The organism is Syntrophus sp. (in: bacteria) (assembly GCF_040768185.1).
In the GTDB taxonomy this organism is placed as follows: domain Bacteria; phylum Desulfobacterota; class Syntrophia; order Syntrophales; family Syntrophaceae; genus Syntrophus; species Syntrophus buswellii.
This window is the reverse complement of the sequence record NZ_JAXGNC010000001.1, coordinates 230,248-243,426: the sequence shown is the minus strand read 5'-3', so window position 1 is coordinate 243,426 and position 13,179 is coordinate 230,248. Positions and strand designations below refer to the sequence as shown.

Annotated in this window: 12 protein-coding genes, 1 tRNA gene and 1 other RNA gene; 12 read left to right on the top strand and 2 right to left on the bottom strand. The window is 53.0% G+C overall.

Annotated elements, in window-relative coordinates:
* The first annotated feature begins 33 nt into the window (after positions 1 to 33).
* The 10 genes from AB3175_RS01160 to rnpB all read left to right on the top strand — a co-directional run bounded on the left by AB3175_RS01160 (position 34) and on the right by rnpB (position 6,813).
* Positions 34 to 285, top strand: coding sequence for a glutaredoxin family protein (locus tag AB3175_RS01160; RefSeq protein ID WP_367359103.1), 252 nt, complete (start codon positions 34 to 36; stop codon positions 283 to 285).
* Positions 285 to 614: a ferredoxin-thioredoxin reductase catalytic domain-containing protein gene (locus AB3175_RS01155; RefSeq protein WP_367359102.1), complete on the top strand. Its 330-nt coding sequence runs from the start codon at positions 285 to 287 to the stop codon at positions 612 to 614. The genes AB3175_RS01160 and AB3175_RS01155 overlap by 1 nt, the downstream gene beginning before the upstream one ends.
* A gap of 46 nt (positions 615 to 660) precedes the next feature.
* Entirely contained in the window at positions 661 to 2,217 is a 1,557-nt protein-coding gene (locus AB3175_RS01150; RefSeq protein ID WP_367359101.1) for an acetolactate synthase large subunit, read from the top strand.
* A gap of 69 nt (positions 2,218 to 2,286) precedes the next feature.
* Complete coding sequence (locus tag AB3175_RS01145) at positions 2,287 to 2,565, top strand: YbeD family protein (protein ID WP_367359100.1); 279 nt, start codon at positions 2,287 to 2,289, stop codon at positions 2,563 to 2,565.
* A gap of 5 nt (positions 2,566 to 2,570) precedes the next feature.
* A complete protein-coding gene (locus tag AB3175_RS01140; protein WP_367359099.1) occupies positions 2,571 to 3,092 on the top strand; it encodes a hypothetical protein in 522 nt (173 codons plus the stop codon).
* Between the two features lies 1 nt (position 3,093).
* Positions 3,094 to 4,035, top strand: a complete 942-nt coding sequence (locus AB3175_RS01135; RefSeq protein WP_367359098.1) for a hypothetical protein — start codon at positions 3,094 to 3,096, stop codon at positions 4,033 to 4,035.
* Positions 4,036 to 4,104: 69 nt separating this feature from the next.
* Complete coding sequence (locus tag AB3175_RS01130; protein ID WP_367359097.1) at positions 4,105 to 5,079, top strand: carotenoid biosynthesis protein; 975 nt, start codon at positions 4,105 to 4,107, stop codon at positions 5,077 to 5,079.
* 78 nt (positions 5,080 to 5,157) lie between these two features.
* Positions 5,158 to 5,233: transfer RNA gene (locus AB3175_RS01125), tRNA-Ile, on the top strand.
* A 213-nt stretch (positions 5,234 to 5,446) separates the two neighbouring features.
* On the top strand, positions 5,447 to 6,157 hold the full coding sequence (locus tag AB3175_RS01120; protein ID WP_367359096.1) for a zinc ribbon domain-containing protein: 711 nt from the start codon (positions 5,447 to 5,449) through the stop codon (positions 6,155 to 6,157).
* 284 nt (positions 6,158 to 6,441) lie between these two features.
* Positions 6,442 to 6,813: RNase P RNA component class A (gene rnpB / locus AB3175_RS01115), an RNA gene on the top strand.
* 252 nt (positions 6,814 to 7,065) lie between these two features.
* Here the strand turns inward: rnpB and ppsA are convergent.
* Together ppsA and atpE are read right to left on the bottom strand one after the other, a co-directional pair.
* Positions 7,066 to 9,471, bottom strand: a complete 2,406-nt coding sequence (ppsA, locus tag AB3175_RS01110) for a phosphoenolpyruvate synthase (protein WP_367359095.1) — start codon at positions 9,469 to 9,471, stop codon at positions 7,066 to 7,068.
* Between the two features lie 505 nt (positions 9,472 to 9,976).
* Entirely contained in the window at positions 9,977 to 10,354 is a 378-nt protein-coding gene (gene atpE, locus AB3175_RS01105) for an ATP synthase F0 subunit C (protein ID WP_367359094.1), read from the bottom strand.
* A gap of 464 nt (positions 10,355 to 10,818) precedes the next feature.
* On the opposite strand from atpE, the gene AB3175_RS01100 reads away from it, so the two are divergent.
* Positions 10,819 to 11,655: a sulfide/dihydroorotate dehydrogenase-like FAD/NAD-binding protein gene (locus AB3175_RS01100; protein WP_367359093.1), complete on the top strand. Its 837-nt coding sequence runs from the start codon at positions 10,819 to 10,821 to the stop codon at positions 11,653 to 11,655.
* Entirely contained in the window at positions 11,645 to 13,060 is a 1,416-nt protein-coding gene (gltA, locus tag AB3175_RS01095; RefSeq protein ID WP_367359092.1) for an NADPH-dependent glutamate synthase, read from the top strand. The genes AB3175_RS01100 and gltA overlap by 11 nt, the downstream gene beginning before the upstream one ends.
* The last annotated feature ends 119 nt before the right edge of the window (positions 13,061 to 13,179 follow it).

Genomic DNA, 13,179 nt, shown 5'->3' with positions numbered 1-13,179 from the left:
GCAGGCCCATCACATTTTGAAAGGGAGAGAGACATGGCCTTACCAATCAGAATCTACACCCTCAGCACCTGCAGCCACTGCAAGGCCGCCAAGAATTTTCTCAATGAATGCGGCGTCTCTTACGACTGCATTGAAATGGACCTGCTGACCGGGGATGACCGGATAGACCGCCTCAATGAAGTGTTCAAGTACAACCCCGCCCTGTCTTTCCCGACCATTCTCATTGGAGACGACATCATTGTCGGATTTCAGGAACAGCGGTTAAGGGAGGCCCTTGGATTGTGATGGACAGCCGCACTCTTTATGATACATTGAAGAAGATCAATGAACCGAAGGGATATTTTTTCAACAAGGATGAGCGGTGGGTTTTCGACCTGCTGGACAGTCTGCTGATCAACAAGGAACGCTACGGCTACATGTCCTGCCCCTGCCGCCTGGCGGCAAACGACCGTCAGAAGGATTCGGATATCATCTGCCCCTGCGCCTACCGGGAACAGGACATCGCGGAATACGGAAGCTGCTACTGCAATCTTTACGTTTCCGGAAGCTGGAACGAATCCGATGAACACCATCCTGTCGTACCGGAGAGAAGACCCCCGGAAAGGATGTTCTGACCTTGTCACGATGGAAATCAGGAAGCCGGATACAGAAGGAAAATTCATGAATGGCGCTGAGGTCCTTGTTCAGACCGCGGTCCGGGCAGGGGTGGACGTCTGTTTCGCCAACGCGGGCACGACGGAAATTCATGTTGTCAAAGCCATGGAGAAGATCCCCGGGATCCGTCCAAGGCTCTGCCTTTTTGAAGGCGGGTGCAGCGGCGCTGCCGACGGTTACGCCCGGATGACGGGGAAGCCCGCCATGACTCTGCTTCACCTGGGGCCGGGATTCGCCAACGCCGTCGCCAATTTTCACAACGCCCGCCGCGCGGGAACGCCCATATTCAATGTGATCGGGGACCATGCGACCTGGCACCGTCCCTCGGATCCGCTCCTCAACATGGACCTGGAGAGCCTGGTGGGCACCGTCTCCGGATGGACGAGAACCTGCGACTCCGTCTTCAGGATCTCTTCCGATGCGGCTGCAGGCATTTCTGCGGCCCTCTCCGGTCGGATCGCCACTCTGATCCTTCCCAGTGATTGTTCGTGGACTGAGGTCATGTCTCCACAGATTGCCACCGCCGGCTTCAGCTTCGATCCCGTCGAAAAGACATCCATTGACGAGGCGGCTCAGCTTCTGCTCTCGTCGTTCCGTACGGCCCTTTTTCTGGGGGGTAGGGCGCTTCAAAAAGCGGGGCTTCAAGCTGCCGTCCGCGTTGCCGACTCTGCCGGCTGTGACCTCCTCACCGATGTGTTTCCGCCCAGGATGGAACGGGGGGCCGGTTACCCTGTCGTTAAAAAGATTCCCTATTTCCCGGAAGCGGCCTCGGAGCTGCTGTCCGGCTATGACGCCCTGGTCTTTGCGGGAGCCAGGGAACCCGTGGCCTTTTTCGGCTACCAGGACATGCCCGGCTGCCTGCTTTCTCCCGGCCAGAGGCGGGTTCACATCGGCACCGGGAACCAGGATGAAGTCGAAGCGCTCGAATGCCTTGCAGATGCCCTGAATGCCCAGCCTTATCCGGTTCCGGATTCTCCGCTCATCGCTTCTTACAGCCGTCCGCCCCTTCCAGGAGGGCGCCTGACGGCAGAAACGGTCTGCCAGGCCCTGGCCGCCCTGCAACCGGAAAACGCCATTGTCGTCGATGAATCTCTGACCTCCGGGTTCGTTTACTATGCCATGTCCGCAGGTGTGGCGCCTTTCACCCTTCTCACCCTGACCGGCGGTGCCATCGGCCAGGGAATCCCCAGCGCCACCGGAGCCGCCATTGCCTGCCCGGAGCGCCCCGTCATCGATTTTCAGGCAGACGGCAGCGCCCTGTATACCCTTCAGTCCCTCTGGAACCAGGCAAGGGAAAATCTCAATGTCACAACGCTGATCTGCTCCAACCGGAGCTACAACATCATCCGGGCGGAAATGAAGCGGGCCGGCTTTTCTCCTACCGGCCCGGTTTCGGATTGCCTGGTGAATCTCGATCATCCCGAGATCGACTGGGTCCGCCTCGGGCAGGGATTCGGCGTCCCTTCCATGTCGGCCTTTACCGTGGAAGAGCTTGCCGACGGCTTCTCCCGCGCCCTTGAAGAGCCGGGTCCGCACCTGATCGAACTTGTTTTACAGGCCTGACCTTCAGGGTTTTTTTCACTGAGAAAGCCGCATTACGATAGGAGGAATTTTAAAGGACATAGATGATCCATGAATGAGAGAATCTTCGTACACCCCATTTACTCCAAGCCGAACGTCGAGTATCCCTGCCGTTGGATCTACAAGGTCATCGGAAGGGATCGTGAACAGATCGTCCTGGCCATTGAGGAAGTCATGCAGCAGCGTCCCTGCGAGATACGCTATTCCAGAAGTAGTTCAAAAGGAAAGTACCACAGCTTCTCCCTGGAAATAACCCTTCAGAGCGACGACCAGCGCCTGTCCATTTATGAATCGCTGATGAAGCACCCTGCCGTCAGGATTGTCCTGTAATCTCAATGGTCCCTGAAAAACATATCCTTACCAGAGAACTGCAGTCCAGCCAGAACGGAACGGCTATCCAGGCGGCACTTCAGGCGCAGACCCGGAAGCTCCGGTCGGAAGGCGAACTCGCCGTTCCGGTGCTTGCCGTCAATTCCCTTCTGGCCCAGGCGCTGAAAGCGGCGGAAAAGCGCGGTCATCTTCGCATCGGCCTTCAAGCCGCCGGGGAAAAGCTTGCCAGGGAACGGAAAGGCCTGCTGAAAATGGTGCGGGAGCAGGGCCTTGCCGTGGGAGAGCGTATTTCCCGATTGATCCTCGTTTCCAATGACGGAACGGAGCGGTTTTACCGGAGTGTTGAGTGGCTGGCCAAAGATCACCGATCGCGGCTGCTGGTTTGCCTGCTGGACGTACCCAGTCTTGAAATCGGCAATATCCTTTTCGGGGAGGAAAGAAACATCAAACTCCTCCTGATCGATCACAAGGATAGCGTGTCGCTTTTTTTTCACACCTTGATTTCTGAAAGACAAACAGGAGAATAAGATGCCCTATACGATCAATACAACGGCAGAGTATCACCGTGGGAAGCTTGAAACCCTCGGCTGGGAACTCACGGTGAGCAATGCCCTTCATCCTGAGAACAGCCCCTGCAGAACGATTCTCAAAGCCCCCTCTTCCTATGGGCGGCATCTTTATACGTATCTCCAGTCGGTGCTTCCAAATCCGGATTTCGTTTCTGTTCTTGAGATTGGAGGGGGCTACGGCTATCTCATGCGGGATTTTCTTGACTGCAAGCCGGATCTTAAGCCCCTCATGCTGGACATCTCTCCCGTGCTGCTGCAGAAGCAGAGGGACACGCTGAAGGATTTTGATGTGATCTACCGGCTGGGCGATTTCCTGGAGACCGACGATGCTCTCCTCAAGGGCGTTGAATTGGTCCTGATGAATGAAATCCTGGGAGATTTTCCGACCGCGGTGGATGTGCCCCGAGACATTCTCCAACACGATCTTTCCCCTCAGGCGCTGGACAACGCCCTGAAGCGGATTCGACGGCTCTTTGATTCCTACTCCCTTGGGACTCCCCAAACCGTGACGTTTCACTTCAATCTCGGCGCCATCGAGGCCGTGGAAAAACTGTGCAGAGCCGGAGTTCCAGCTATTTTTCTCGGGGAGCACAGCTGCGAGGCCTCCATCCCGGAGCATTTCGCCCGCTTCATCCGTGTCGAAGCATCAGACAGCCCGCAGCGGATCGCCCTCAAAGGACACGATGAATACACGATCAAAATGTCTCACCTCCAGAAAGTGGCGGAATCCTATCATTACCGGATCCTTCGCGGCCCTTTCGCCGACTTTCTGGACGTCAGCTATTCCGACTCCCTGCTGGCCCTTTTGACAAATCAGGAGGAAGCCGATGACCGAGACGAGATCCTGATACATTTCCTCGGGGATCTGTTCCAGTATGAATACCTGATCCTTTTGCGGTAGAAAAGGCACGACGGTTCTCTGTTCCGCAATCTTCGAACCCGGGAGGGGATGGAGAGGATGAATCGCACCATGAATCGGATCTGGCGCCTTTGCTGGAAGGACCTGCCACTCATCAATTTTCTGTTTCTGGCGGTGTCTGTATCATCGGCGGTACGCCTCAATCTGTCGCCGCCACGGGATGATCTCTATTGGACATTTGTTTTTCCCCTGGCGGTTACTGCTGCCCTCTGCCTGGCTCGTTTCCGGAACGTCGATCATCTCGAACGGGCCTTCAACCTGACGATTCTTCTTGGGACCTCGTTCATCCTCGCCGCTATGTACTTCGCAGCCAAACCCAAACCAATGACGACCGACGAGTTGCTCTGCCGCTATGAGTTCAGCGCCCTTGCCAATGCCGCTTTGATCGGAGTGCACGCCTGGCGGCGAAGCGGCAGACTGGCGGCCCTTTTCTTCGGGCCGGTCGCCGCATACGGAGCCGTTCTCGAAAATGGAGGCATTTTGCTCGGGTATTTTACCGAAGTGGGCTACTCGATGTATCTCCGGCCCTTTCCGGCGCCGCTGGCCACCATGGCCGGCTGGATCACGGTATTCTATCTGGTGATGTCCCTTACGTGGGAATTTCGTCTCTGCATCCCATGGCTGGCCCGCTCGGCCATCGGCTCGGCTCTCGTGGCTACAGCCTGCGCACTCTGCATGGATTTCCAGCTCGATCCCCTGGCAACAGCGGCCGGATTCTGGCAATGGAACCACCTTTTGACGCTCCGCCTGCTCGGCGTGCCTTTGCTCAATTTTGTCGCCTGGGCAAGCGCCGTCTTTCCCTTTTCGCTCATGATCCTCAGTCTGCAGACGCGGCAATCCATCGAGCCGGAAGTTTTGGGGTGCGCCGAAAACCTGAAGAGGGTCTGGCGGCGTATTCCGCTCGCCCTGGCGGCTTCTGCGGTTCTCTTCTTCGCCTCAATGGCCGTTTTCGAGGGCGGATTCTCCGGACCAACCTTTGCCGTCCTGGAGAACACGCTGCGAAACTACGGATGCGCACTTAATTAGGATATTGACAAAACATTGGAATCAGTATATCAGCCTACTTCTGTGTTGTTTGCGTGCCGCAAACGGACTTCGAGGCGCGGGCCCATAGCTCAATTGGAAGAGCCACCGGCTCATAACCGGTAGGTCCCTGGTTCGAACCCAGGTGGGCCCACCATTTCAAAACGCAGGAAGTGGATCCGGAGTTCGCATTTCATTGTTCTAAGAAGAGATACGATGGGAAAGATGATCTTCAGTTCAAGAGTCCATTCATCATTATGCCAGTCACAAGGATCGTCATCTTGGACTATCAGCCCGGATTAAGGAAAATGCACCGTTAAATGGTGCATTTTTTATTTCTGCTGTTTCAAAAAGGGGGATATTTTTTTAATTGAACAAGCATTTGTCATCGCTTATTGCTTTGCAGAACATGGATGCTGAGGCGGGAAAGCTGAAAAAACAGAAGAATGACCTTCCGTTGCGCCTTAAACAACTGGATGAGGCAAACGAGAGATACAATCTTGAGTTTGAAGAAAACAAGAAACGATACGAGGACGTTTTAGCACAGCACAAGGAACTGGAATCCAGGCTAAAAAAAGGTTCGGACTCTTTGAGCAAAGCAAAGGATCGACTTGGCGAAGTCAAGACAAACAAGGAATACCAGGCGATACTCAAGGAAATAGAAAGCATTGAGACGAAAAACAGTGAAGTTGAAACGGAGATCATCTGTCTGCTGGAAGAAATAGATACCCGCAAAGGGATTTTTCAGGAGAAGGAAAAGGCAAAAGAGCAGCATAACCGTCAATATGAGGTTGAAAGACAGAATATCGCCAGGGAGATTGATTCTCTGGATGAAAAGATTCTGATGTGCTCCCAGGAGCTCAAAAAGATCCTGGAAAGCATCCCCAAAGATCTTACCAAGCGCTATGATATGATCAAAGCGGTGAATCATGGAACAGCCGTTGTCTCCGTATGGAAAGGCGTCTGCGGAGGCTGCTTCATGAATATCCCCCCCCAGCTTTACAATGAACTCCAGAAAACCGATGATCTGATCTCCTGCCCGAACTGCAGCAGAATTATTTATTGGCAGAACAAGGAATAAGAGACCAACGCCGCCCAGTGGCGCTTTGACATAGAGTAAATCTGTCGAACTTGATTCGGATGCTGTGCCGCAGATCGAGATACGGATTTTTCCTTCCCGATCAGTCCTTTCTTGAAGCTTCTCTCCCCCTTTTTTTCCAGGGATATTTTTTCCGGATGTGTGCAAATCGATGGACTATTCTCCGAATCGGACGGGCAATCGCCCCTTAGCCCGATTGAAGGCCGTAAGGAAAAGATTTGAAAAGAATGTCCAGTGCCGTTAAAATGCAATCTTAAACGGGTGTTGGAGTAGATCAGATGATCGCTGGCCTGCATGTCAGGCGAGAGGAAAGTCCGGGCTCCGCAGGGCAGGATGGTCGCTAACGGCGACTGGAGGCGACTCTAAGGAAAGTGCCACAGAAAAAATACCGCCCGATGTGATCGGGTAAGGGTGAAAAGGCGAGGTAAGAGCTCACCGTTTTCCGGGTGACCGGAAAAGCTTGGTAAACCCCATCCGGAGCAAGACCGAATAGGAGAACATTGTAGAGCGGCCCGCTCGACGTTCTCGGGTAGTGTCGCTGGAGACAGCAGGCAACGGCTGTCCTAGATGAATGATCATCGCCATATTCCGGGAGACCGGGATGTGGAACAGAACCCGGCTTACGGTCTGCTCCGACCCCGTTTTCAACACTTGACCGGAATCCCCTCGGCTCTGCCTTTCCCTCTTTTCCGGACAAATGCCGACACCCCGGGAAGAAGCAATCCCGAGAATCAGGTAGAGTCGCACAACGGGCTCTATCACCACCTCTGAAATAAGATACGGCCATAGTGCAGGCAGATGCTACATCCTGTCCTGCACTATGGCCGTAAACGTTTTCGGCCCGGATTATCCGGCAACCATCATGGCTCGGTATCCTGCCTGCGGGTTATCTAGGATATGCCGAGAGTTTTTTCCATCTCCAGAAGATCGATGGTCGTTTTAATGACCGTATCGGCATTGAGTGAGATGCTGTTGATTCCGCATTCCACCAGGAAGCGGGCGAATTCCGGATAATCACTGGGAGCCTGACCGCAGATTCCGATCTTCTTTCCCATCGCCTTTGCCTTTGCAATCGCCGTCCGGATCAGTTCCTGCACGGCGGCATTTCTCTCATCAAAAATGTGGGAAATTTCGGCGGAGTCTCTGTCCAGCCCAAGGGTCAGCTGGGTCAAGTCGTTGGAACCGATGGAGAAGCCATCGAAGATCTTGCCGAATTCTTCGATCAGAATGACGTTGCTGGGAATCTCCACCATCATGTAAACTTCCAGGCCATTTTCCTTCTGGACCAGCCCTTTTCCCGCCAGCACGCCGAGGACCTTTTTCCCCTCATCAACCGTTCGGCAGAACGGAATCATGAGCTTTACATTCGTGAGTCCCATTTCATTCCGAACTTTTTTCATGGCTTCGCATTCCAGGGCAAAGGCATCGCGATACTTGTCGTCATAATATCTCGAGGCCCCCCGGAATCCGATCATGGGGTTTTCCTCTTTTGGTTCAAAGTAAGAGCCGCCCATCAGGTTCGCATATTCATTGCTCTTGAAATCGCTCATGCGCACAATGACATCGTTGGGGTAGAAGGCGGCACCGATTTTTGCGACGCCCTGTGCCAGGACATCGACGAAGAAGTCGCTCTTCTTCTCGTAGCCCTTTGTCCTCCTCTCGATTTCCTTGCGGGTCGCTTCATCGTTCACCCGGTCGAAATGAATCAGCGCAAGCGGATGGATGCTGATGAAGTTGTTGATGATAAATTCCAGCCGCGCCAGTCCGACGCCGTCGTTGGGAATGGCCGCCAGCGAAAAGGCATTGTCCGGACTCCCCACATTCAGCATGATCTTGGTCTTCGGACGCTCCATATTCTGAACGTTGACCGTCTGCACTTCATATTTCAGCAGGCCCTCGTAGACATTTCCCACTTCACCTTCCGCACAGGACACCGTTGCCTGGGTAACGCCCACCAATTTTTCCGTGGCATCTGCACTGCCGACGATGCAGGGAACTCCAAGCTCGCGGCTTACGATTGCGGCGTGACAGGTTCTTCCTCCCTTGTTGGTGACAATGGCTGCCGCGATTTTCATAACGGGTTCCCAGTCAGGATCCGTCATATCGGTCACCAGGACTTCTCCCTTCTTGAAATTGCGGATATCCGTGACGGATTCGATGATGTTGACCGGTCCCGAACCGATCTTCGATCCGACGCTCGTGCCCGTGACCAGCGGGGTGCCCTGCTCAAGAAGCACATAACTCTCCAGGATGCTGGCATCCTTCTGTGATTCCACCGTTTCCGGCCGTGCCTGAAGAATGAAGAGCTCACCGGTTACACCGTCCCTGCCCCATTCGATGTCCATGGGCTTGAAGTATCCCGCCTGCTGGGAATAATGGTCCTCGATGATGGCTGTCCAGCGGGCCAGGGTGAGAACTTCCTCTTCCGTTACGCAGAAGCGCTCCCGCTCCTCCGGAGAAGTCGGAACGATCTCGGTGGGTTTGTCGCCGCCAGTGGCATAAATCATCTTTATTTCCTTGGACCCGAGCTTTTTCTGAAGAATGGGTTTAAACCCCTGCTTCAGGGTCGGCTTGAAGACGTAATACTCATCAGGATTGACGATCCCTTGAACAACCGTCTCTCCCAGTCCGTGGGCCGCCGTCACCAGGATGGCATCCTTGAAGCCCGATTCCGTATCGATGGAAAAAATGACGCCCGAGGCGCCCACGTCGGAGCGGACCATTTTCTGTACGCCGATTGACAGCGAAACGGACATGTGGTCAAAGCCTTTGTCGACACGGTAGGAAATGGCACGATCGGTAAACAGCGAGGCAAAACATTTTCGGCACGCATCGATCAGCGCTTCATTTCCCCGGATGTTGAGATAGGTTTCCTGCTGTCCCGCAAAGCTGGCATCCGGCAGGTCTTCGGCTGTAGCCGAACTGCGGACGGCCACGTCCGTATTCTCGCCATACTCCTGGCAGAGCTTCTGGTAACTGTCGATAACCTCCTTTTTGAGGTCTTCCGGAAATTCAATATTATAAATCAGCGAACGGATCTGCTTTCCCTTGGAGCTGAGATTCTGCAGATCATGTGTATCCAGATCGGAAAGAATCTTGTGGATCTGATCACTCACCCCGGCTGATTTCAGAAGATACTGATAGGCGTGCGCCGTAACGGCATACCCGTCAGGAATATTAACCCCCTTGGGGCGGAGTTCACGTCTCATCTCTCCAAGAGAAGCGTTCTTTCCTCCGACTTGGGGTATATCTTTCAACTCTAGATCATCAAACCATATCACAAGTTTATCTTCCATTTTACCCCCTTCTCCCTAAGGACACTGATGTTTGATCTGCCATTATATCCTCCTAATGCTGTTGTTTATTGTGCGTCTTGCGTGGAATGTACTTGATGGGATGTGTATGAACATACATCTTTTCTTATATACCAGCCATAGACGATAAAGTCAATTAAAATATTGATTAATAACATAATTTTACTGCATTTAATATGATTACAACATAGCTATAATGAGAGCGCTGAAATGAATATAAACCTCATGTCATGAATATTAAGATAAAAAAAGCCGGTCAAATAACCGGCTTTTTTCATTTCCCTAGAATCTGCTGAAGAACCTCGTCTCAGCTTTTTTCTCCGTGAAGAATTTTTTTGATACATTCTTCAGCCCAGTGCAACACCGCACCAAAACAACGTCAGCAGAGATTGAATTCCTCTCGCGTCAAGCCCTCTCTTCCGGTTGCCGGCTGTTTTTAGTGGCTTCGAAAAGCCCTCGTTAAACAACCCGTGACCGGCAGCACGCCTTAACCGGCGATGAAGTACTTCATGTAGGGGTTCGCATACAGAAGAACCAGCGAAACGACCAGAGCGTAAATGGCGACTGATTCAGCCATGGCCATACCGACCAGCATGGTCATCATTACTTTGCCCTGGACACCGGGATTTCTTCCGACAGCCTGGCAGGCGCCGCTTGCGGCATTACCGATACCGGCACCGGCTCCGATGGCTCCGCCGCCGATCGCGATTCCAGCACCAACCATGGCGCCGACTGCAAAGATAACCTTAATGTAGGACTCACTGCCGGGCGCAGCAGCTTCAGCGGCGCAGACTACCGACGCCGTCAAGAGCACGGCCGCCATTGTTAAGCATGTAACCATTGTTTTCCGAATCTTCGTGATCATCTTCTTTCTCCTTTTCTCCTTAAATAGTTCTTATTCCTTTGCTCCCCCTCATCAAAATACATGATACCGGGAGACTGAGGAACCATCTAGGCGGCTATGCATAGCAAAACACGCACCATTCTTTGTCATGCGGGTTATATATTTGTTAATCACTCGTTAATACGTGCTGTTTTGAAAATTTTCACTCTCGTCAGCTTCACCGGGGATGGCTGCCAATAACACATTTCATTGAATGTAACATTAAAAATGAATGGGCGGATTGAACGAAAATTGAAACACAACAGAGCGCATGACGGCCCTTCCAGAAGCCCTGTGAGGAAATCGTCACGGGTCTGTTACTCATTGATAGTACAAGGCAATCATCATTTCCAATCCTGTTCGGAAATCAGCCTTTTTGTCTTGACAGTCATGCATTGTTCATGTTAAAGCCACGCCACTTCGATTAAGGAAGGAGATTGAGAGCATTGACTAAGATTTTGGAGAAAGTGGATTTATCTGAGAATGTGGTCAAGATGGTACTTGACGCCCCCGCAATAGCCAAAAAACGAAAGGCGGGTCAGTTTATAGTCCTCAAGATCGACGAAAAGGGGGAAAGAATTCCCCTGACGACCGTGGACGCGGACCCCGAAAAGGGGACCCTGACCATCATATTCCAGGTCGTAGGAAAAACGACGGCCAAGCTGGCAACAATGAAAGCGGGCGATGAATTGATGGATCTGCAGGGGCCGATGGGGAGGCCCACCCATCTTGAAGGCGTCAAGAATGCCGTCTGCGTTGGTGGAGGAGTCGGTGTGGGAGTTGTTTATCCCATCGGAGCCGCCCTGAAAAAGCAGGGGGCGAAGGTTACATCCATCATTGGTGCTCGAAACAAGGAGTTGCTTATCCTGGAAGAGGAAATGAAGGGCATCAGCGACAATCTGATCGTGACAACCGATGATGGAAGTTATGGCATTCATGGGTTTGTCAGCGATGCTTTGAAGACGTTGATTGAATCCGGTGAAAAGATCGATGAAGTCTTCGCAATCGGCCCGGTGCCCATGATGAAGGCCGTGGCGGCAGTAACAAAGAATTATGGCATCAAGACCACGGTCAGCCTGAATTCCATCATGGTGGATGCGACAGGCATGTGCGGTGCCTGCCGTGTGGCGGTTGGCGGAGAAACTAAGTTCGCCTGTGTCGATGGCCCTGAATTTGATGGCCATGCCGTTGATTTCGATCTGCTGGCGAGCCGTTTGAGAATGTATATGACCCAGGAAAAAGAATCGATGGACAATTACAGGTGTGAATGCCATGGAAAATAACGAAAAGAAAGAAAAAAAAGAAAAAGTACCGCGGCATAAGATGCCGGAGCAGGATCCCAAGGTAAGGATCCACAACTATAACGAAGTCCCTATCGGCTATTCGGAAGAAACGGCCATGAAGGAGGCGGAACGCTGCATTCAGTGCAAGAAACCGGGTTGCCGCACCGGCTGTCCGGTAGGCGTTGACATCCCCGCCTTTGTAAAACTGATTGCCGAGGGGAAATTTATCGAAGCCGCCTGGAAGCTGAAGGAAGACAGTGCGCTTCCTGCAGTGTGCGGCCGTGTCTGTCCGCAGGAGAGTCAGTGCGAGAAATTCTGCATCCTTGGTAAAAAGGATGAGCCTGTGGCCATCGGTCGTTTGGAACGGTTCGCCGCAGACTTCGAGCGGAACAGCGGTCAGGTAAAGATTCCTGAAATTACTGCCAAGAACGGCAAGAAGGTGGCTGTTGTCGGAGCAGGTCCTGCAGGACTTACCGTTGCCGGCGACCTGATCAAACTGGGGTACGAGGTGACGATTTATGAAGCCCTTCATAAACCGGGAGGAGTGCTCGTTTACGGCATCCCCGAGTTCCGTCTCCCCAAAAGCATCGTTGAAGCGGAGATCAACTATCTCGAGAAACTGGGAGTCAAGGTTGTGTGCAATGCGGTGATCGGCCGGCTGGAGACCATCGATGAGCTTTTTGCGGAAGGCTACGATGCCGTCTTCCTGGGTGTGGGCGCCGGAGCCCCCGTTTTCATGGGTATACCGGGAGAAAACCTCAGCGGCATCTACTCGGCCAACGAGTACCTGACCCGCTCCAACCTGATGAAGGCCTATCTGTTCCCCGAATATGACACGCCCATTGTCCGCGGAAAGAATGTCGCTGTCATCGGTGGCGGCAACGTGGCCATGGACTCCGTGAGAACCGCCCTTCGTCTCGGCGCGGACAATGCCTACATTATTTACCGGCGCAGTGAAGTCGAACTTCCCGCAAGAGCAGAAGAAGTTCATCACGCAAAGGAAGAAGGCGTCCAGTTCAAACTGTTGACCAATCCTGTCGAATACATCGGAGATGCGAACGGCTGGGTTACGGGAATTAAGTGCGTCGAAATGGAACTTGGCGAACCCGATGAATCCGGTCGCCGGAGACCCGTCGAAAAGAAGGGGTCTGAATTCGTCATCGATGTGGACACGGTCGTTGTTTCCGTGGGAACCAACGCCAACCCGATCATCCCCATGACAACGCCCGGTCTTGAAACGAACAAGTGGGGCTACATCGTGGCCGACGAGGAAACTGGAAAAACGAGCCGCGAGGGCGTTTACGCTGGCGGTGATATCGTCACCGGATCAGCAACCGTCATCCTGGCCATGGGTGCCGGGAAGAAGGCCGCTGCATCAATCCACGAATATCTTTCCAATAAATAGAATCAGGAAAAACGAGGAGAGATCCTCAGCCTTTTAAAACAAAACCCTTCCCTCAGCGTTCTTTGGGGGGAAGGGTTTTTTCTATCGTTATCGCCACACGTCGCACAGACACAGAGGCC